The organism is Paenibacillus sp. Y951, assembly GCF_056786395.1.
In genome coordinates this window covers 92,587-115,070 of the sequence record NZ_JBXCIY010000005.1, presented here as the reverse complement: position 1 = coordinate 115,070, position 22,484 = coordinate 92,587, and the positions used below count along the sequence as shown (strand labels likewise).

General features: G+C 41.6%; 19 protein-coding genes and 1 other annotated feature. All 19 genes read left to right on the top strand.

All coding sequences use genetic code 11. From position 1 onward, the window contains the following. Positions 1-29: 29 nt before the first annotated feature. The gene (hemC, locus tag AC1TPB_RS09020; RefSeq protein ID WP_482076171.1) at positions 30-977 is read left to right on the top strand and encodes a hydroxymethylbilane synthase; all 948 of its coding nucleotides are present in this window, start codon (positions 30-32) and stop codon (positions 975-977) included. A gap of 4 nt (positions 978-981) precedes the next feature. Then, the gene (gene cobA, locus AC1TPB_RS09015) at positions 982-2,532 is read left to right on the top strand and encodes a uroporphyrinogen-III C-methyltransferase (protein ID WP_482076170.1); all 1,551 of its coding nucleotides are present in this window, start codon (positions 982-984) and stop codon (positions 2,530-2,532) included. Between the two features lie 14 nt (positions 2,533-2,546). Next, on the top strand, positions 2,547-3,542 hold the full coding sequence (gene hemB / locus AC1TPB_RS09010; RefSeq protein ID WP_482076169.1) for a porphobilinogen synthase: 996 nt from the start codon (positions 2,547-2,549) through the stop codon (positions 3,540-3,542). Positions 3,543-3,547: 5 nt separating this feature from the next. Beyond that, a complete protein-coding gene (hemL, locus tag AC1TPB_RS09005) occupies positions 3,548-4,846 on the top strand; it encodes a glutamate-1-semialdehyde 2,1-aminomutase (RefSeq protein WP_482076168.1) in 1,299 nt (432 codons plus the stop codon). A 206-nt stretch (positions 4,847-5,052) separates the two neighbouring features. Then, positions 5,053-6,018 (top strand): RluA family pseudouridine synthase, encoded by a 966-nt coding sequence (locus AC1TPB_RS09000; RefSeq protein ID WP_482076167.1) that lies wholly within the window; start codon positions 5,053-5,055, stop codon positions 6,016-6,018. Between the two features lie 85 nt (positions 6,019-6,103). Then, positions 6,104-7,468: a LysM peptidoglycan-binding domain-containing protein gene (locus AC1TPB_RS08995; RefSeq protein ID WP_482076166.1), complete on the top strand. Its 1,365-nt coding sequence runs from the start codon at positions 6,104-6,106 to the stop codon at positions 7,466-7,468. Positions 7,469-7,665: 197 nt separating this feature from the next. Continuing rightward, on the top strand, positions 7,666-9,399 hold the full coding sequence (locus tag AC1TPB_RS08990; protein ID WP_482076165.1) for a methyl-accepting chemotaxis protein: 1,734 nt from the start codon (positions 7,666-7,668) through the stop codon (positions 9,397-9,399). 60 nt (positions 9,400-9,459) lie between these two features. Continuing rightward, positions 9,460-9,696, top strand: a binding site (T-box leader). 247 nt (positions 9,697-9,943) lie between these two features. Beyond that, positions 9,944-12,589 (top strand): valine--tRNA ligase, encoded by a 2,646-nt coding sequence (locus AC1TPB_RS08985; protein ID WP_482076164.1) that lies wholly within the window; start codon positions 9,944-9,946, stop codon positions 12,587-12,589. Positions 12,590-12,612: 23 nt separating this feature from the next. Continuing rightward, positions 12,613-13,995: a bifunctional folylpolyglutamate synthase/dihydrofolate synthase gene (locus AC1TPB_RS08980; RefSeq protein WP_482076163.1), complete on the top strand. Its 1,383-nt coding sequence runs from the start codon at positions 12,613-12,615 to the stop codon at positions 13,993-13,995. A gap of 7 nt (positions 13,996-14,002) precedes the next feature. Next, on the top strand, positions 14,003-15,394 hold the full coding sequence (gene murC, locus AC1TPB_RS08975; RefSeq protein ID WP_482076162.1) for a UDP-N-acetylmuramate--L-alanine ligase: 1,392 nt from the start codon (positions 14,003-14,005) through the stop codon (positions 15,392-15,394). Positions 15,395-15,557: 163 nt separating this feature from the next. Further along, entirely contained in the window at positions 15,558-15,968 is a 411-nt protein-coding gene (locus tag AC1TPB_RS08970) for a hypothetical protein (protein ID WP_482076161.1), read from the top strand. A gap of 193 nt (positions 15,969-16,161) precedes the next feature. Continuing rightward, positions 16,162-17,496 (top strand): hypothetical protein, encoded by a 1,335-nt coding sequence (locus tag AC1TPB_RS08965; RefSeq protein WP_482076160.1) that lies wholly within the window; start codon positions 16,162-16,164, stop codon positions 17,494-17,496. Positions 17,497-17,554: 58 nt separating this feature from the next. After that, on the top strand, positions 17,555-17,797 hold the full coding sequence (locus AC1TPB_RS08960) for a DUF4321 domain-containing protein (RefSeq protein ID WP_482076159.1): 243 nt from the start codon (positions 17,555-17,557) through the stop codon (positions 17,795-17,797). Between the two features lie 73 nt (positions 17,798-17,870). Continuing rightward, on the top strand, positions 17,871-18,524 hold the full coding sequence (locus AC1TPB_RS08955; RefSeq protein WP_482076158.1) for a Maf family protein: 654 nt from the start codon (positions 17,871-17,873) through the stop codon (positions 18,522-18,524). Positions 18,525-18,554: 30 nt separating this feature from the next. Continuing rightward, positions 18,555-19,244: a RadC family protein gene (gene radC / locus AC1TPB_RS08950; protein ID WP_482076157.1), complete on the top strand. Its 690-nt coding sequence runs from the start codon at positions 18,555-18,557 to the stop codon at positions 19,242-19,244. 41 nt (positions 19,245-19,285) lie between these two features. Beyond that, entirely contained in the window at positions 19,286-20,311 is a 1,026-nt protein-coding gene (locus AC1TPB_RS08945; protein ID WP_482076156.1) for a rod shape-determining protein, read from the top strand. A 39-nt stretch (positions 20,312-20,350) separates the two neighbouring features. Further along, a complete protein-coding gene (mreC, locus tag AC1TPB_RS08940; RefSeq protein WP_482076155.1) occupies positions 20,351-21,235 on the top strand; it encodes a rod shape-determining protein MreC in 885 nt (294 codons plus the stop codon). Then, positions 21,232-21,762 carry a rod shape-determining protein MreD gene (mreD, locus tag AC1TPB_RS08935; protein WP_482076154.1) on the top strand — a complete coding sequence of 177 codons (531 nt, stop codon included), beginning with the start codon at positions 21,232-21,234 and terminating at the stop codon, positions 21,760-21,762. Before mreC ends, mreD begins: the two co-directional genes overlap by 4 nt. A gap of 58 nt (positions 21,763-21,820) precedes the next feature. Next, positions 21,821-22,483 (top strand): septum site-determining protein MinC, encoded by a 663-nt coding sequence (locus AC1TPB_RS08930; RefSeq protein WP_482061490.1) that lies wholly within the window; start codon positions 21,821-21,823, stop codon positions 22,481-22,483. Position 22,484 lies beyond the last annotated feature (1 nt).

Below are 22,484 nucleotides of genomic sequence, written 5' to 3'. Positions count from 1 at the left end.
TCATACATAGTGAAGGCGAGGAATTAGCGATGGAAGCTAGAATTATTAAAGTTGGTACACGTCAAAGTCAGTTGGCGTTAACGCAATCAGGACAAGTCATTAAGCAGCTTGAAGAAATCTGTAAGGTACATGATTTACCGTACACATTTGAAATACATAAAATCATTACAAAAGGTGACCAAATTCTTGATGTCACATTATCTAAAGTTGGCGGTAAAGGATTGTTTGTTAAGGAAATCGAGCAAGCGCTACTTGATGGCGTAATCGACATGGCGATACATAGTATGAAGGATATGCCTTATAAGCTACCAGAAGGGCTTATTAACGGAGCTGTGCCGAAACGTCTATCTCCACAGGACTGCCTTGTTATGCGTGGTGTTGATACGTTTGAGGACCTGCCGCAAGGGGCTAAAGTTGGTACAAGTAGTTTACGTCGCAGTAGTCAGTTAAAGCATGCAAGACCAGATCTTGATCTGCAATGGATTCGCGGAAATATTGATTCTCGTATTCGCAAATTAGAAACGGAAAACTTCGACGCGATTGTTCTTGCAGCTGCAGGACTAACAAGAATGGGCTGGCAAGATAAAATATCAACGCTGCTACCGCTAGATGTATGTGTACCTGCCGTTGGGCAAGGAGCATTAGGCATTCAGTGCCGCCAGCAAGACGATATCGTTGTGAAATTATTACAAATATTGAATGATGCTGATTCTGCTCTAACGGTTGCTGCTGAACGCAGTTTTCTGGGCACGCTAGAAGGTGGTTGTCAAGTACCGTTAGGTGCACATGCAACCATTGTTGAACGTTCAGCAGATGCGGTAGTGCTAGAATTGACAGGTATTGTCGGTTCACCAGATGGTAAAGTATTGTTGAAAGAAATTCGTCGTGGTACGGATGCTATACAATTGGGAGCAGAAGTTGCCCAATTGCTGTTAGATGGTGGGGCACGTGAAATCTTAGCAGAAATTGAGGTTTAATGCGATGAATAAGGGGAAAGTATATTTGGTCGGTGCTGGGCCGGGAGATCCCAGACTAATTACCGTCCGTGGTATGCAATGTATAGAGCAATGTACGGCAATTGTATACGATCGCTTAGCAAGTCCGAGATTGCTTAGATATGCACCGGATCATGTGAAGCGAGTATATGTAGGTAAGCTGCCGGATCGACATACGATGAAGCAGGAAGATATTAATCAATTACTCGTTGATCTTGCACTTGAAGGTCATACGGTAACGAGATTGAAAGGTGGCGACCCAACTATTTTTGGTCGTGTAGGGGAAGAGGCAGGATTGCTCCGCCAGCATAATATTCCGTTTGAGATCATTCCAGGTATTACTTCTGCGATCTCAGTTCCTGCATATGCAGGTATTCCTGTTACGCATCGAGATCACGCTTCATCATTATCGATTATTACAGGGCATGAAAGTGCTGATAAGCTAGATGTTTCAATTTACTGGGATAAAGTTACGAATGCTACGGGTACGTTATTATTTCTAATGGGTGTTGCTAAGCTTGAATATATTGCTAGTCAATTGATGAAGCATGGTCGTAGTAGCGATACACCAATAGCTTTAGTGCGCTGGGGGACAACGCCTGAGCAAGAGACCATCGTCGGTACGCTAAGTACAATTGCCGAGCAGGTTGCTGATGCGGGCTTCAAATCTCCAGCTATCATCATTGTTGGTGATGTCGTAAAACAACGCGAGCAATTGCAATGGTATGAACGCATGCCATTATTCGGGATGCGTGTACTTGTTACTCGTGCTAGGTCGCAAGCTAGTGAATTTGCTTCACTTATTGAGGAACTTGGTGGCGAACCTTGCGAATTCCCTGTCATCCAAGTGAAGAAAAGCTCACTACCTGAGCAAGTTGAAGCTATAGAACAAAACTTATTGCAAGCCCAGCGATATGATTGGCTTGTATTTACAAGTGAGAATGGTGTTCACTATTTCTTCGAATGGTTGAAGCAATATAAAGTAGATATACGTCGCTTCAGTGCTGCGAAGATAGCGGCTGTTGGACCTAAAACTAGCGAAGCGCTTTACGAACGTGGCTTGATTGTTGATCATCAGGCTGCTCGTTATGATGCGGAAGGTTTGGTCGAGACATTAGAGCAATTTGCATCAGCGGGACAACGAATGTTATTGCCTAGAGGTGATCTTGCACGTTCCGTTCTACCCGAGCAGTTACGTGCTAAAGGTATTATTGCTGATGAGATTAGCATATATGAGACAGTCGTGGCAGCGCAGCAGGAGCCACTTGTGTTTGAATGGTTGAAAGAAAAACATATTCATATGATCACGTTCACAAGTTCCTCAACGGTGAAAAATCTAATAACGGTATTGAAGCAAGGGGGAATTGACGATCCTATAGCGTTGCTGAAGCAATATCCGCTTGCAAGTATAGGACTGATTACTTCAGCTACCATTCGTGAATACGGTCTTGAAGTTACACTAGAAGCTGAGGAAGCGACTGTTGAATCGTTAACTGCCGCACTAGTACAATATCGTGGACGATTAGCGCAACAATAATGGAGGCGAGCAAGATGACATTTCCAATAATCAGAAATCGCAGATTACGTCGTTCTACTGCATTACGTAGTATGGTACGAGAAAATAGATTGCATGCTGAAGATCTTATCTATCCTATATTTGTTACACATGGTCAAAATGTTCGTGAAGAAATTCCGTCTATGCCGAGTGTCTACCATCTATCGATGGATCAATTGAAGCTGGAAATCGAGGAAGTTGTGACACTCGGAATCAAATCCGTGCTAGTGTTTGGTGTCCCTAACTATAAAGATGCTGTCGGTAGTTCGGCATATGATGATAATGAAATTGTTCAGCAGGCGATCAAAGCGATTAAAGTATGGGCTCCTAGGCTCGTTGTTATAGCGGATACATGTCTTTGCCAATTTACAGATCATGGTCATTGTGGTGTTGTTCATCTTGATCAAGCGACGCAAATAGCAACAGTCGATAATGACGCATCACTTGACTTGCTAGTGAAAACGGCCGTATCACAAGCGAAAGCAGGAGCTGATATTATTGCCCCATCTAATATGATGGACGGCTTTGTTGCTGCTATTCGTCAAGGGCTAGATGAAGCGGGTTATGAAGATATTGCGATTATGTCCTACTCCGTAAAATATGCTTCGGCATTTTATGGTCCGTTCCGCGATGCCGCTCATTCAGCGCCACAATTCGGTGATCGCAAAACGTATCAGATGGACCCTGCTAACGCCTTGGAAGCATCGCGAGAAGCTGAAAGTGATGTAGCAGAGGGAGCTGATTTCCTAATGGTGAAGCCAGCGCTAGCCTATCTTGATATTGTGCGAACATTGCGTGAGCAATTCGATCTACCAGTTGTTGCTTACAACGTAAGTGCTGAATATTCGATGGTGAAAGCAGCATCTACCAATGGTTGGGTTGACGAAAGATCAATTGTATTGGAAACACTGCTAAGCATGAAACGTGCAGGAGCATCAATTATTATTACTTACCATGCCAAAGATGTAGCGAAATGGTTGAAGGAGGAGTAGAAGTAATGGCTCAAAGAATAGATACATTATCGAAGCAAGCGTTTGAACGTGCCAAAAAAGTTATACCTGGCGGTGTGAATAGTCCTGTTCGTGCTTATAAATCAGTAGGGTTAACACCTGTCTATGTTGAACGCGGTGCAGGAAGTCGCATCTATGATATCGACGGAAATAATTATATAGATTACATCCTTTCATGGGGCCCGCTTATTGCTGGACATGCTCACCCTAAAGTAATTGAAGCGATTACTGCGACTGCAGTGAAAGGGACGAGCTTTGGTGCACCGACTGAAATTGAGACATTGATGGCAGAATTAGTATGTGAACGTGTACCTTCTGTGGATATTGTACGGATGGTCAATTCTGGTACGGAAGCTACGATGAGTGCGATTCGCCTAGCACGTGGCTTTACAAACCGTACTAAAATATTGAAATTTGAAGGCTCATACCACGGCCATGCGGATAGTCTACTTATTAAAGCAGGCTCAGGCGTTGCGACACTAGGTCTGCCTGACTCTCCTGGTGTTCCTGAGCAAGTAGCGGCGAACACGATTACAGTCCCTTACAATGATCTTGAAGGCGTGAAACTGGCATTCTCTCGTTATGGTGAAGAGCTTGCTTGTGTCATCGTTGAACCGATTGCTGGTAATATGGGCGTAGTCCTTCCTCAGCCTGGCTTCCTAGAAGGACTGCGTGAGCTAACAACACAATATGGCAGTCTGCTTATATTCGATGAAGTTATGACAGGATTCCGTGTAGATTACAACTGTGCACAAGGGCGCTTAGGCGTTACTCCTGACTTAACTTGCTTCGGTAAAGTTATTGGCGGTGGCTTGCCAGTGGGCGCATATGGTGGTCGTCGTGACATTATGGAGCAAATTGCCCCAAGTGGACCGATTTATCAAGCAGGTACATTATCAGGAAATCCACTTGCGATGGCTGCAGGTTATGCGACGTTGCAATTAATGACCAAAGAAGCGTATGCTCAACTTGAAACAAAAGGTGCAGCATTGCAGGCTGGTATCGAAGCGAATGCGGCGAAGCATGGCATTCCATTAACGGTTAATCGGATTGGCTCCATGGTATGTCCATTCTTCACCAATGAGCAAGTTACTAACTTCGAGACGGCTAAGTTAGCGAATCTAGATCATTTCAAAGCGTATTTTGCAGAGATGCTCAATCAAGGTGTGAGTGTTCCGCCTTCTCAATTCGAAGGATTATTTTTATCGATTGTGCATTCTGATGAGGATATCGCCAACACGATTGCGGCACATGATGTTGCACTATCAACGCTAGTCAATAAATAAAAAGAGGTAGTTCAAAACAGCGGACTTTGATAACGATGATTATGCTATCGAAGCTTAGTCGACATCGAATATGAAGCGAACTTGGAAAGTACGGTTCGCGTGTACCAATAACGTACACTTGCGCTTCCGCCTTTCTCAAGTAGCGCTCCATCTTCTCGGCTTTCGAAATCCCGCTTTTTGAACTTCTATTGGAAGGGGTGAATGCTGTGTTTCATCAGCTTATAACTCGCCAAGGCTTGGATCTCGTATTGAACTGGAAACGGTTAGGTGAGATGTTAGATGACGAGCAAGCACATACACAGCCAGGGGCTGGTAGTCATCCGCATGAAGTGCGACAATGGCTACTAGCCTATTCCTTTTTCCCGACCAAATGGTTGAATCAGATTTTTTCTGTTGGTGGGATAAAGTGGAATGGCGATCTGTTACATTTATTAGCTTATCAAGACGTTGATATAACCCGTGACGAAGTGTATCGAAGCGCTGGGCAATTGTTGAGCTCAGGTCACGATATGGTTCAAATGCTTTACGAGGATGAACATTGCTTAGTCGTTTATAAGGCTGCAGGAATGCCAGTCCATGGATCGGTTAAAGGTCAGCAAAATACACTCGACGTAGCTGTAGCTGCCTATATGCTTAATAAGCAAGATCCAATTCTCGTTAGACATATCCATCGATTAGATGATGAGACATCGGGCCCTGTCCTTTATGCCAAGCATCAACTTGCACAGCTAAAACTAGATGAGCAAATGCGTAACAAAGAAGTGGATCGACAGTATATAGCGATTGTTCACGGTGTATTATTGACCGATGCAGGGACAGTAAATGCTCCGATTGGCAAAGATCGACGTGAGCCTAAGCGCAGAGTTGTAACAGCAAGTGGAGAATCAGCGCTTACACACTATCATGTTGTTGCGAAATATGAGCATTATACGGAGGTTGCGTTGAAGCTGGTGACGGGTAGAACGCATCAAATTCGTGTTCATATGAAGCATCTAGGTCATCCGTTAGTAGGTGATAAATTATATGGTGGCGACACCAAATGGATTAACCATCAAGCGTTGCATGGAGCAAGTCTAACCTTTATTCATCCTTTAACATCTGAACAAGTGTATGTACAAGCAAAGCTGCCAGCATGGTATGCAGAAATAAAGCAATATATAACAAAAAGATAGTCATGCTAAAGCTCCCTTCACCATATAGATAAATAGTGAAAGCTAGAATAAAACAAGCATTCATTATGTGAAGGGAGGCATTCAAATGTCTGAAGTAAATAATGGTCTGCGCTTTGATATTTATGAACGTGTACATTTGCCAGACAATGTCGCAGCGATTGATGAGCTTGAAGAAATTGAGCTTGTTCCACGCATTCAAGTGATAGAACAAGGAGATCAGGCTGTATTGCAAGGTCAGCTTGTCTTGAACGGGATTTATCGCGCACAAGGAGCGGAGGACGAGCAAGTCGCGTTAGAGCATTGGATTCCTGTAGAAATATCGCTTCCAATGAATCGAGTGTCAAGAATAGAGGAGATTACGGTCGATATCGATACGTTTGATGTCGTCTTGTTATCGTCTCGGGCACTCAATATTACAGGTATCCTTTCATTGCGTGGGATTACGCTTGAGCATGAGGAAGAAGTGAGTGAGTGGGAGACGGAAGCATTTACAGTATCCCATGAACGTAGTGAATCGGAAGAAGAGGCTGTTGAGTGGGCTACGGAGCTAACGGAAGCGCAGCAAAGTGAGCAGTATGAAACAGCTGAAGCGCAAAGACAAATTGTCCAAGAAAAAGTGGTTGAGAGCGAATCCTATTATGCAAGCTATTTGCAAGAAGAGCAAACTTCAGAGCATGTGTTTGCGCAAATACATGAAGAGCTACGTACCGAGCAATACGAAGCTGCCGGGCAAGATGAGCAGTATGAAGTCATTGAAAATGAAGATCAATACGAAGTCGCCCAGCATGAAGAAGAGCAAGCGGTCTTGTACGCATACAATGATGAGGATCTTAAGCGAGAAGCGGAGGCTCAACAATATACTGCTGATGCTTATGTAGAGGAACCAACCGATGCAGCTCATGAAGCAGCATCGAATCCTTGGGGTCAATTTGTGAGTGAAGCGCCGCTAGAGCAAGGAAGAGAACAGCAAGAGTATGAAATGCACGAAGCAGAACGAGATCTGCAAACGGAGCAAGAGTCTGTGGAGTCCGCTTACATCGAAGCAGTGGAAGGCACTAGCGAGCCAACAAGCCAAGAACACTCCGTTCATATCGCTTTAAATAGTAGTTCAAATCAGAATGAAACATTAGGTATTCGTTCTGTTCTAACTTCTAGTTTGCGCGAACAAGCTGCTCATCAAGCTACCCTTTTACAATTGGAAACAGAGAGGCAGCTTGAGGAAGCTTCTAAGCCTCATGTTGTAGATGAGGAAATTGAATGGCAACAATTATTTTTAAGCAAGCGCCCTGATCAGAACGAGTTCCGTCGGATTCGGATGTGCATTGTGCAAAAAACAGATACATTAGAACAAATTGCAAGTCGTTATAGTATCAATCCGCGAGAGTTGTTAGTGCGTAATAATTTGCATGAGTCAGCGATTTCTGAAGGGCAATTATTATATTTACCCTAGAAATATTATGCTAACTCGTCGATGATTACATTACTTTCCAATAAAAGTATTCAACCATATAGGTAAATAGGTTCAGTGGCTACTATGCCGTTGGACCTTTTTTTTGCTGTTTTTCGAAAAACGAACAGTTTGCTAACATCCACTAAACGATTATCCGATATAGTTGTGAGAAAAGAATGAATATGGAGGAATTATCATTGGCTAAAAGACTATCGATACGTACGCGCCTCATTTTGCTGATATTGATTCCATCAATGATGTATATGGGTTCAAGTGTATATTTTGTGCAACAAAACAATTCTATTGTAGATCAGTTGACTTCTTCTTTGTATGAAACGACTGGTCAAAGTACCTCACTTATACTGAATGCTGATCGCGATATGTATCAAGCATTAACAGCTTTTCAGCTGCTGACGCTGGGTACATTAAGTGGGGATGAGCAATCAGCTCAGCTGCAAGTTTTGACAGGAAATATTGAGCAAGCGAATGAAAGAGTCGGACAAGCATTGGATATTTTGCAAAAGAAAGAGCTTATGGAAACTGCTCATGCGGAGACGACGGAAACGATTGAACAAAATGCAACGGATTTTCAAACCTCTTTCGATCAGTGGGTTATCGATACGAATGCCGCTTTGAAATCAGCGAATGACGGCATGGATGATACACAATTGTTAGCAAGCTTTGAACAAGCTCGCTCGAGCTTGGATCAAATTGGCGAAATTCTGGATGATTACGCCCTGAATAGTATTGTAGATATTAATGAACAAAATAGTAATACAGCTACAAAGCTTTATACTGGCGTGGCTATCATTCTCATTGTTTTGGCGATAGCCGGTGTAGCAGTAATTAGGAAGATCATGAAAACGCTTCGGAAAATCATTAGCGTTACTAGTGACGTTGCAGCGGGAGATCTACGCCATGAGCCGCAGACCAAGTATGACAACGACGAGCTTGGTAAAATAACGGAAGCCGTCGATATAATGCTGGTCAAAATGAAAGAGCTTATTGGAACGATTGCTTCTAATACCTTATTTGTTCGTGAGGCTTCGATTGAGCTATCGGATAGTTCCAAGGAATCTGCCAAAGCGGCTGAGCATGTAACTATGGATATTCAAGAGATGAATCAGGATGTGGAAGTGCAAGTGAAAAGCAGTGAAGAGACGAGCCGTGCGATTGAAGAGATGGCGATTGGAATTCAAAGAGTTGCTGATAATTCAGGCGTAATGGCGGAACATTCATCGCTAACTTCGCGTCATGCGGAAGTTGGTAATAAGTTACTAATCAATCTTCAGCAGCAAATTGTAAATATGCTTGCTTCAGTGGAGCAGTTATCTGAAATAGTGCAGTCTTTAACACATAAATCTAATGAGATTGGGGAGATTGCATCGAGCATTACAACATTCGCAAAGCAAACCAATTTACTTTCTTTAAACGCTTCTATTGAAGCTGCAAGAGCGGGTGAGCACGGCAAAGGGTTTAGTGTTGTAGCTAATGAAATTCGCCTCTTGGCTTCGCAATCACATGAATCAGCGGAGGGCATCAACCGCTTGATTCAAGAAACGAGAATTGAGATCTCTAGTGTATCCGAGTCGATGAATACGACGAAGCAGGTAGCTAGATCGGGCTCAAGTATGATGGAGGAAGTTAATCAAAGCTTTGCTACGATTATGGAGTCTGTCGCCCACATTGTAACTCAAATTCATGAAACATCGGCGATTACAGAGCAAATGTCAGCGAGCTCCGAGGAAATTTCCGCGACAATGGATCATGCGGCGGCAAGCACATCTCAAATTTTCGTGAGATCTCAATCGGTCGCAGCCGCTACTGAAGAGCAATTAGCGATGATGCAAAATATAGCTGCTGCGTCCGAACAACTAGGGGCTGTCGTGGATACATTGAATGAATCCGTAGCCTATTTCAAAATCAAATAGCATATATCATCGTTAGAAATTGACGACAGCCTGATCATACGTTATTATATTGATATATGTGTAATAATGTTGATGAGGAATAATATACTTACGTTGCCTTCAGAGAGTAGAACTGTTCGCTGAAAGGTTCTGCAGGATAACAGGTATATGGGTCACCTCTGAATTGCCTTGCTGAGCATAGCGTAGCTATGATGTAGGTTAGGCCGGTCACAGCCGTTATCTGTTATGAGAGCCACGCTACGGTTTTGTAGTGTGGAATTAAGGTGGTACCACGGAAGCTAGCCTTTCGTCCTTTTGTAGGATGAAAGGCTTTTTTGTTGCAAAATTTTGGTATGCCCACGCTTTCGATGTAACTTTTCTTACAGTGAAGTTCAATCGAGAAGCTAATGAAAAGTTTTAGTTTATGCTTTCGTAGTAACTTTTCAATACTATGAAGTTATTCAGAGAAGCTAATGAAAAGTTTTAGTTTATGCTTTCGATGTAACTTTTCTTTACAGTGAAGTTCAATCGAGTAGCTTACGAAAAGTTTTAGGAGGATGAACAAATGTCAGATAATCAATCTAATTTAACGATGCCAACGACTTATGATCCGAAGGCAGCGGAACAGAAATGGTATGACTTCTGGGTAAAAGGTAATTACTTTCAAGCAGGTCAACGTCCCGAGGCAGAACCATATACAATCGTAATTCCACCCCCGAACGTAACAGGAATGTTGCATATTGGTCATGCGTTAGATTTTACACTTCAAGATATTCTTATCCGTGTTAAGCGTATGCAGGGGTATGATGCATTGTGGCTGCCTGGTACTGACCATGCAGGTATCGCAACGCAAACAAGAGTAGAACAGAAACTACGTGAGCAAGGTATTTCTAGACATGATCTTGGACGTGAAAAATTTCTTGAGCAAGTATGGGAATGGAAAGATCAATATGCTGAGACAATCCACGACCAATGGGCAAAAATGGGGCTATCTCTTGATTACTCACGTGAACGCTTTACACTTGACGATGGTCTGAATAAAGCAGTTCGTGAAGTGTTTGTGCGTCTATACGAAAAAGGATTAATTTATCGTGGTAAAAAAATTATTAACTGGGACCCTGTAGCTCGTACTGCGTTGTCTGATATTGAAGTGGAGCATAAAGAGGTTAACGGTCACTTGTATCATTTACGTTATCCATTGAAAGACGGAACCGGCTTTATTACAGTGGCAACTACACGTCCGGAGACGATGTTAGGTGATTCAGCAGTAGCAGTACATCCCGAAGATGATCGCTATAAACATTTGATCGGCCAGATGATTGTCCTTCCGATTGTTAATCGTGAAATTCCAATTATTGCAGATGAATATGTAGAGAAGGATTTTGGTTCTGGCGCAGTGAAGATTACGCCCGCACATGATCCGAATGACTTTGAAGTTGGTGAGCGTCATAGCCTTCCGCAAATTATTGTGATGGACGAAACAGGTACGATGAACGATGAGGCAGGTCCATATAAAGGGTTGGATCGTTTCGATTGCCGTAAGCAGCTCGTAAGTGATCTACAAGAGCAGGGCGTGTGTGTATTAATCGAAGATCACTTACATCAAGTTGGTCATAGTGAGCGCAGTGGAGCAGTTGTAGAGCCGTATCTATCTACACAATGGTTTGTAGCGATGAAACCACTTGCAGAAGCGGCTATTGCTGCTCAAAAGTCTGGTAAAGGCGTACGCTTCGTGCCAGATCGTTTTGAAAAGATCTATTTGAACTGGATCGAAAATGTGCGTGATTGGTGTATTTCTCGTCAATTATGGTGGGGACATCGTATTCCGGCATTTTATAATGATGAAAATGGCGAGATTATCGTATCTGCTGAAGATCAGACCGATGCTAATCTACGTCAAGATAATGATGTACTAGATACATGGTTCAGTTCTGCATTATGGCCGTTCTCAACATTAGGCTGGCCAGAACAGACTGATGATTTAGCACGTTACTATCCAACGAATGTACTTGTAACTGGCTACGATATTATTTACTTCTGGGTATCACGGATGATCTTTACAGCACTTGAATTTACAGATGAAATGCCATTCCAAGATGTGCTATTGCATGGACTTGTACGTGATAAAGATGGTCAAAAAATGTCTAAATCACTAGGAAATGGTGTTAATCCACTTGAAGTTATCGAGCAATATGGTGCCGATGCTATGCGCTTTATGATCTCAACAGGTAGTACGCCTGGTCAAGATTTGCGCTTCCGTTATGAGAAGGTAGAACAAGCTCGTAACTTTGCTAACAAAATATGGAATGCTTCTCGCTTCGCGTTGATGAATCTTGAAGGTTTCACTTATGAAGACATTAATATTACCGGCAAGCTCGGAACAGCAGATCGCTGGATCTTGCATCGCTTGAATGAAGCCGTTCGTGATGTGACACGACTAGTTGATAGCTATGAGTTTGGTGAAACAGGCCGCGTGCTTTATAACTTTATTTGGGATGATCTGTGTGACTGGTATATCGAATTCTCCAAATTAAGTTTGAATGGCGACGATGCAGAAGCAAAAGCTGGTACGCAATCAGTACTTGCTTATGTGCTTGATCGTACACAGCGTTTGATTCATCCATTCATGCCTTTCATATCTGAAGAAATATGGCAGCATCTACCACATGATGGCGAGACGATTACACTTGCTGCATGGCCTGTATATGATGCTGCGCTGGAAGCTCCAGAAGCAGTGAAAGAAATGGAACTGCTAATGGAAATGATCCGTGCTATCCGCAACATTCGTGCGGAATTAAATGTACCGATGAGTAAAAAGGTAGAATTGCTTGTGAAACCAGCTTCTGATGCTGAGTATCGTATTCTAGCTTCCAACGAAGAGTTTATTAAACGTTTTTGTGGGACGTCTTCGCTTGAAATTTCTACTGAAATTTCAGCTCCTGAAAAAGCAATGTCTGCTATTATTACAGGTGCAGATCTGTACTTGCCACTAGCAGGTCTACTTGATATTGCTCAGGAAATTACTCGTTTAGAAAAAGAAGTTGATCATTTGAACAAAGAAGTAGAGCGCGTTGAGAAAAAACTTTCGAATGAAGGTTTTGTTGCGAAGGCTCCTGCAAAAGTTATTGACGAAGAACGTGCGAAGATGAATGATTATGCAGAAAAACGTAATAAAGTTGTTGCCCGTATTGCTGAATTGCGTACTAATTAGGTGATTAGAAAAGGGGTATTCTCATGAGCGTAGAAATGAACCAACAACAAGTAAGCTCAATGGAATCTTATGGGGAGGCTACCGAGTGGATCAATTCGTTGATTCCATTCGGCATTCGCCCTGGTCTTGAACGCATTGAACAATTGCTGGAGAGTCTAGGTAATCCTCATCGTCGTTTGAAATTTATTCATGTTGCAGGTACGAATGGTAAAGGTTCTGTATGCTCATTTCTTACTCATGTTATTCAAAAAAGCGGATATGATGTAGGTACATTCACATCACCTTATATTACAAAGTTTACGAATCGTTTACAGTATAATGGTGAAGATATTGAAGAGGATGTATTGTTGGAGTTGGCTAATAAAGTTCGTCCACTTGCTGAAGCAATGGCAACAACTGAACTAGGTTCTCCAACAATGTTTGAAGTGACAACGGCGATTGCTATTCTATTCTACGCAACAGTAACGTATCCTGACTATGTAGTGTGGGAAACGGGGCTTGGTGGTAGATTGGATGTCACTAACGTTGTTACGCCAGCATTGTCGATCATTACGAATATTGGTCATGATCATATGGACAGATTAGGCGATACGCTTGAAGCGATTGCCCTTGAAAAAGCAGGGATTATTAAAGCGGGTGTGCCAGTTATTGTAGGTGTCACGCAACCCGAAGCGATTGAAGTGATTGCGCAGTATGCCAAAGAGAAAAAAAGCACAATCTATTTATATCAGCAGCAATTTGATCAAATGCCATTATATGTTGATGAATTTGAGCAGCAATTCCGATTTGAAGGTCTTTTCCGTAATATAGAAGAGGTTACGATTACGTTAAGCGGGGCGCATCAGCGTCAAAATGCTGCGGTAGCGATGATGGGAATTGAAATTTTACGTCAGTACCAAGCACTTATTGTTAGTGATGAAGATTTACTTGAAGGTATGAAAATGACAACTTGGCCTGGACGTTTGGAGATGATTCAGCAGCAACCACGTCTACTTATTGATGGTGCACATAATCCAGAAGGTGCTGCAGCACTGGCAAGCGCACTTAAGACAACTTATAAATATGAAAAATTGCATCTTGTTATGGGAATGATTGAGAATAAGAGTCACCATGACACGTTGAAGCATATATTACCATTAGCGGATACATTGATCTTAACAGAGCCTAATTATCGGATGGCGAAAGATGCCAATGAATTAGCTACTCTGGTGCAAGATCTTGTAGTTGAACTTAATCTTTCCAACCCTCCGCGAGTTATTGTAGAGAAGGATTGGAAGCAAGCAATACAGCTATTACTTGAAGAAACAAATGAATCAGATCTTGCAGTTGTTACTGGTACATTGTATTTGATAGGAGACGTACGCTCGTATATGCTACACAACAAGGATGCAGAAAAAGGCTGGTGAATTCTCTTTGAAAGCAAATGAACATGTTCATTTCATTGGAATTGGTGGATACGGCATGAGTGCTATCGCTAAAGTCGTTATGGAAATGGGCTATAAAGTAACAGGATCTGATGTTGCACATTCAGCATTATCTCAAAAATTATGTGAACAAGGCGCATCGATTGTGATCGGACACGATGTCTCTCATATGCAAGGGGCTACGATCGTTGTATATTCTACAGCGATAAGTCAAGAGGATATCGAGCTTGTGGCAGCTAAAGAAGCGGGCATTACGGTGCTACATCGTGCGGAAATGTTAGCTAAACTACTTAATGCTACTTCAGGTATAGCTGTTGCTGGTGCACATGGCAAGACGACAACATCTTCTATGATTGCACTTGTGATGGAAATGACAAAGCAGGACCCTACTTATATTATTGGCGGTGAAATCGTCAATCTAGGAACAAATGCTAAAGCTGGCAAAGGATCATACCTTGTAGCAGAAGCTGATGAAAGTGATGGGTCATTTCTTCATTATTTCCCGGAAATCGCTGTTATTACAAATATTGAAGCTGATCATCTTGAAAATTATGATGGTGATTTTGAAAATATTAAAAAGGCCTACGTACAGTTTTTGAAGCAAGTGAAGACTGATGGCAAAGTAATTGTATGTTTTGATGATCATAATGTTAGAGAGTTATTGCCTCGTGTATATGAGGATGCTACATTACGTGAACAGCAACTTATTACTTATAGCATTTATGAGCAAGCAGATTATATGGCAAGTAATATTATCGAAGGTGACCGTACGGTTAGCTTTGAATTGTCTTATCATGGAACATCATTAGGTCAATTCGTGCTATCAGTACCAGGTATACACAATGTGTACAATGCCATAGCAACAATCACTACATGCTTAGAGGCTGGTGTTGAGCTTGAAGCGCTACGTAAAGCAATCACATTATTCGTAGGTGCAAAGCGTCGCTTCCAAGTGATGGCAGACGTACGTGACATGCTTATTGTTGATGACTATGCTCATCATCCAACGGAAATTGTGGCAACGATTAATGCCTCAAAAGCAACAGGGAAGCGTATTACTGTCGTATTCCAACCGCAGCGCTTTACACGTACATTCTTCTTACTAGATGAATTTAGTAAAGCATTCCCTGAAGCAGATGCTGTTATTATTACAGATATTTATTCGCCTGCTGGTGAGGAAGCAATAGAGGGCGTATCATCGCAAAAATTAGTTGAATTGATTAAAGCCAGTGGTCAACACAATGTACAATATATCGCTACGAATGAAGAAGTGCTTGAGCAATTGAAAGCAACAATTGGGCCGGGTGATCTAGTCATTACGATGGGTGCTGGAGATATTTGGAAAGTTTCTCATGCGCTTGGCGAATTTATAAAAGGATAATACTTTGCATTAGCTTTCGATTAGCATTAGCCTTCAAATAGCATCTAAGTTTGGTCGTCTATATGACCCTACTTGGATGCTGTTTTATTTTCGGCAATTTCCCCATCATCTACACTGCGAGTCGAAATAAGTGAAAAAGTTACTTTGTTAGCTCCTTCATACATTGCTACTTACGCTCTGTAACGCCAAAAACGATGCTACAGCTACGCAAACATTGCTACTTTCGCTCTGTAACGCCAAAAACGACGCTACAGCTACTCAAACATTGCTACTTTCGCTCTGTAACGCCAAAAACGACGCTACAGCTACTCAAACATTGCTACTTTCGCTCTGTAACGCCAAAAACGACGCTACAGCTACTCAAACATTGCTACTTACGCTCTGTAACGCCAAAAACGATGCTACAGCTACGCATACATTGCTACTTACGCTCTGTAACGCCAAAATTGACGCTACAGCTACGCATACATTGCTACTTACGCTCTGTAACGCCAAAAACGACGCTACAGTTACGCATCCTTTCATCCACCTCCACCGTAGCAAAGAGAACCAATCGCTGGTGGAGAAGCGATAGCGGTCGTTTTTGTACTCGGATTTATACCGCTATCCCTATTACAATAAATCCGAGTACAACGGCGATCGGAACAGCGATTGGTTCACGTAGCGCTACCCACAACCACTTTGATTAGTTCTCTCCGCAATCTTCTATCATATTATGTCTGAAAGTTTCATAGACTTATAGAGATAAAAGAAGGAGAGTGATAGAAATGCAACATCAAAACCGAATTACTTATCGATTTGATCGTAATGGAAATAAAATAGATTCTTTACAGCAGCAACATCCAATAGTGAGCGAGGTTGATTCTACACAAGAGTTGAATATTGAGCAATTAGAGCAATTAATTCGTAATAGTGATGGTGTCCTTGCAGATACTGGAGAAGTACGAGCGTCTTTAAATGAGGGGCGGCTTTCTCTGGCAGAACAGGAACAGCATCAGCATCAACATATCGATCTAGACAGCTATGACCTTGAGGCATCGCGTTCCATGTATGATGCATATCAACCAGACTGGACAGCACCGAAATTGCGTGATGATTCACATCAATTTGATCGGGGAGCGTCGCATTTGTATGATGATGCATATCAACCAGACTGGACAGCGCCGAAATTGCATGATGATTCACATCAACCAGACTGGACAGCACCGACATTGCATGGCGAGCCACTGTTACACGAGGTGCAAGTAAGTAGACGCAAAGGGAAGTTTAGTTGGACGAATGGATTAGTTGCTGTACTGTGCGCAGTATTAACGGGGACTTTACTCGGTTATTTGTTGCTTGTCCAAGTATTTGGGTCTGTGCATTGGCCAAGTAGTAAGTCAACGGAATCTACCGTAATAGGTGATGCAGTAGTCGATCAAGCAGAAGTATTACCAACTACAGTTGACAATGTTCCGACGGTATTTCTTAATATGTCTGAAGCCCAGTATAGCTATCAATTGTTACAGGCAGGGGTATTTAGTAAAGAAGATACAAGAGATGAAGTGATTGCCGCTTTGCAAAAAGCAGGTTATGCTGCAGAATATACGCAAGTAAATAATGGTAAATATTTTGTCTATGCAGCTATCGCTACTTCACTGAATAATATAGAGCCGTTCAAAACTGCAGTATCAGGATTTGAATTATATCGTAAAGAAATAGTATTGCAATTACCAGAAAAAGTACAATACGATGGTGAAGCAACGCAATTAGAATCGTATGTTCAAAGTAGTAATCAGCTTATCGGAATGTATGCTGATCTTGTAGCTGCACAATTAGAGCAGCCTACACTTAGCGTTATAGGTTCATCTGCGCAACAAGCATCGCAAATGCAATACGACAAATGGGAAATTATTGCACAAGAAGCGATAGATGGATTCAAAGGTACTGCGAATGAATCGCAAGCAACACAATTACAACAATCGTTACAACTAGCACAACAACAGCTACTGAAATACCAAGAAAAACCAAGTGCAAAAAACATTTGGGGAGTAGAAGCAGCAATTATAAAAGCGGTACTTGCACAAAAAGAATGGTTTGAGCAAGTTAACGGATTGTCATAGACTATATTGGTGCGTATAATAGAAACAGTAAGATGTAGTCAGGGAGGGGATTGGACTGTTGAAGAAAAGTAAGTGGATATTGTTATTGCTCATTCTACTAGGTTTACTTGCAGGTTCACTTATCGGCTACTGGCTTGATGCGGTACCAGGACTAACCTTTCTAACAAAAGGAATCACGACGGAATGGTCACCATTCTTTGATCTTCATGTCATTGTCGTTGACTTATCGATAGAGATTAATATTAGTCTACTGAGCATTATAGGAATGCTAGTAGCGATATGGTGGTATCGTAAGCTATAATTGGAGTTCAAATGCTTGACTGTGACTACGATGTCTTGCATGGAAGTGAGCGTTAAAAAGGAGTAGTAAGCAGATGGATGAATGCATAAAGTCATATAATCATCAATCGATTAGTCAGTTAGTACTGGCTTCATCGTCACCGCGCCGGAAGGAACTGGTCGCCACACTCGACCTTTCCTTGCCGGTGTCTGTTTTTTCTTTGGATACGGACGAAACTATTCAAGCAGATTGGTCGCCAAGTGAAACGGTGGAACAGTTAAGCTTGGCTAAAGCGACTGCAGTTAGGGAAGCTATTCTTGCTAGAGAAGTATTAGATTTTTCTTTTGATGAGAATTCATTAATATTAGCTGCAGATACGATTGTTGTGTTGGATAATGATATATTAGGGAAGCCTACTTCCATCGAAGATGCTGTCACGACGCTGATGCGTTTACAAGGCAGAGAACATCAGGTGCTAACCGGAGTAACATTACTTCATTCACGTACTGGTGAGACGCTTGTACAACATCGGGTGACTCATGTAAAGATGCGTCCTCTCTCTGTAGAAATGATTCGTTCCTATGTTGCAACTGGAGAAAGTGCTGACAAAGCCGGTTCCTATGGCATTCAAGGGAAAGGTTCTATCCTCGTTGATTCTATTACAGGCTGCTATTTTAATGTTGTCGGTTTGCCAGTTTCGCTCGTGGCAGAAATGCTAATGCATTTTGATGTAATGGTATTACAATAACTAATTGATAAGGAATGGTGGGAAATGGACATGGCAGACAGTGGGTCTAGCTTGCGTAATGTCCCCCATAACGAACGTCCTAGAGAGCGCATGATGACATATGGGGCCGATGCATTAAGTCATGCAGAGTTATTAGCGATATTGCTTAGAACAGGCACGAAAAACCAATCAGCTGTAGCATTGGCAACAACGGTACTACAGCATTGCGGAAGTTTGCGACAACTGGTAGATATGAGTGTAGATGAGCTTACCGCTATTAAAGGAATTGGACAAGCAAAAGCATTACAATTACATGCAGGAATTGAGCTCGGCAAGCGTGTTGCACGCAGCAGGCTTGGAGATACTGTAATTGTGAAAAGTCCTAATGATGCAGCAATGTACATTATGGAGGAACTGCGATATTTGAAGAAAGAGCATTTTATATGTCTGTTTTTGAATACGAAGAACGGGATTATTGCGAAGGAAACATTATCTGTTGGAACATTGAATGCATCATTGGTTCATCCAAGAGAAGTATTTCGTGCAGCAATACGTAATAGTAGTGCTTCTATAGTATGTGCTCATAATCATCCTAGCGGTGACCCTACACCAAGTCCAGAGGATATTAAGATTACGAAGAGACTGGTTGAAGCGGGCTCCCTAATTGGTATAGAGGTACTTGATCACCTTGTTATTGGCGATGGAAAATTCGTTAGTTTGAAGGAGCAGGGCTATCTATAATATAATGTATAGGGATTGACCGACTAGAAGGGAGTTACATCATGTTTGGAAGTTCGAAAGATTTAGGAATTGATTTAGGCACAGCTAATACTTTAGTGTATATTAAAGGAAAAGGTGTTGTCGTGCGCGAACCATCTGTGGTCGCGATTCGTAATGATACAAAGGAAATTGTAGAAGTAGGGGAACATGCAAAGCTCATGATTGGACGTACACCAGGTAATATTAGTGCGATTCGTCCCATGAGAGATGGCGTTATTGCTGATTTTGATATTACTTCTGCAATGATTAAATATTTTATTAAAAAGGCTCAGAAAAGCCGTTCTTTATTCGGAAATCATCCGAATATTATGATCTGTGTCCCTTCCGGCATTACAGCAGTTGAGAAACGTGCTGTGGAGGATGCAGCTAAGCAGGCAGGTGCAAGAGAAGCGCAAACGATCGAAGAGCCATTTGCAGCTGCTATTGGAGCAAATCTACCTGTATGGGAACCAACGGGTAGCATGGTAGTAGATATTGGTGGTGGATCAACGGAAGTTGCCGTTATTTCACTTGGTGGTATTGTAACTAGTCGTTCTGTCCGTGTTGCAGGTGACAATATGGATGAATCGATAATCCAGTTTATTAAAAAGCATTATAATTTATTAATTGGTGAACGCACTGCTGAACAGCTGAAGATGGAAATTGGTTCAGCAACAAAATTAACTCAGCCGAAAACAATGGATATTCGTGGCCGCGATATGTTAACTGGATTGCCGAAAACATTAACGATTTCCTCTGATGAAGTGACGGAAGCATTAATGGATACAGTTACTGCAATTGTAGACGCAGTGAAAGTTACACTTGAAAAATGTCCTCCTGAATTATCAGCAGATATTATAGATCGTGGCATTGTATTAACAGGTGGTGGAGCACTACTTGCTAATTTGGATCAACTATTAAAAAAAGAGACGGGAATGCCGGTTATTGTAGCGGACAATGCTTTGGATTGTGTAGCGATTGGAACAGGACTTGCGTTAGAGCATCTTGATTTGTTCAGATCAAAAACTTCACTCAAATCTAAGCGCTAAGCTTATGCCTGGAATCTCACACATGGCAGGTGAAAACTTTTGTTCAATTTATTAAAGAATAAGCGACTTTTTTTGTTGATGATCGGTTTTCTAATATTTATTATTATGATTGGATTGTCTATTGGTGGTAGACAATCCCTTACATGGCCTGAGAAGTTTTTGAAAGATGCTATAGGTAGTATTCAACAAGTTATTTATCGGCCCGCTGGTGCAGTAGCGGGCTTCTTTCAAGATATGAAGAACTTGTCCTCTATCTATGAAGAAAACGAGCAATTTCGTATGCTTGCTGCTCAGTATGCTAGAGATAAAGTTGAATATAATTTTGTGAAAAATGAGAATGAACGGTTACAAGATGAACTTGATTTCACTGCACACCAGAAGGAAATGTATAATTATACTTACATGATCGCACAGGTTATTTCGGTCAGTAATGATGCGAATAATCGGACGATTAACATTAATCTAGGCTCCAAACAAGGTGTACAAAAAGATATGGCAGTTGTGACCGTTGATGGTTTAGTCGGTCTAGTTAATGCTGTAACACCGTTTACGGCTTCTGTTACGCCATACACGGAGCTTAATTCTTTATCGACAGCATTTAACGCGATTTCAGCTACGGTTATGAATAAAGAAAAAGATTCATTCGGTATTCTTACAGATTATGATGCTGAACTGGAGCGCATTATGATGACGAAAATTGGTGAGGATGACCCGATGGTACAAGAAGATATCGTCATTACATCTGGACTAGGTAATATTTATCCTAGAGGCTTGCAAATTGGTACGGTTGAATCATTGAAGGTTGGTGATTTCGGATTAACATATGAGGCAACGATTAAGCCTTTTGTTGACTTAAATCAATTAACAGAAGTATTCGTTGTGAAAATCCCGCAAATTACCGAAGATGAGGAGCTTACGCCATGAGCTTGAATCGAATCGTTCTGATCATACTTATTGTTTTTGTATTAGAAGGAGCTTTAATGCCTTGGATAATACCTAGCAGTTATGGTGATCGAATTATTCCTCATTTTACATTTGTAATGGTAATTTTCGCTTCCATGTATGGTAGTCGTCATCAAGCGCTTGCATTAGGTATGGGATTTGGACTGCTACAGGATATTATGTATTACGGTCATGTTATGGGCACTCATTTCTTCTTCATGGGATTGATAGGCTATTTGAGTGGTATTTTACTAGAACGTAAAAAAGCTACACTTATGCTTGCCATTTCGACTATTGGTTTTGCAACGATTGGATATGATTCAGCGTTATACTTTGTTAATAAAGTATTTAAGCTTACGACGGGTTCCTATCCGTGGGCATTAATTCAATATATTTTACCAAGTTTATTTTTGCAGCTTGTCTTTGCACTATGCATCTACATACCAGTACGTAAAATGTTTGAGCTAGGAAAGCAAAGACGTTCTTCAGATTCAGCTGAGGAATTATAGCCGCTAAGAAGGAATAGCTTGAACATATCGAGAATACATTACGTTGGGAGGGACTTAGATGACTGAAAAACAGCATATTATGATAAAGGGTGTCAAGGATGGTCTGCTTTTCCTTCTCGACGATAAGTGTGAATTCGAGGTGCTCATTTCCGAGTTAAAGTATAAAATCGAAAAAACCCATCAACAATTATTATCTGGTCCTTTAATTCATATTACTATTAAGCTTGGACGAAGAGTTATTACGGAAGAACAATCGAAGTCAATTTCGGATATTATTCGTTCGCAAGGTAATCTTATGATCCAAGCATTTGAAAGCGATATACCTCCCGAAGATAAAAATAAGGCCCATGCTGAAATGAAGGTTATGTCAATGATCGTTAGATCTGGCCAAGTTATTGAGTTTGACGGAGATTTATTGCTCATAGGTGATGTGCATCCAGGTGGAGTAGTCCGCTGTAGTGGTGATATTTATATTATGGGCTCGCTTAAAGGACAAGCATATGCAGGTGCTAATGGACGAGAGGATGCGATTATTGTTGCCTCGTATCTTAAGCCGACTCAATTGAAAATCCATGAAATTATTAGTAGACCTCTGGAAGAGTGGGAAGCAACAGATGGTTTTATGGAATATGCATATATACAAGATAATGCGATGATTATACAGAAGCTAACGCTACTACATCGAGAGAATAGACTGCCAATTATGATGAGGGGAGTGTAAG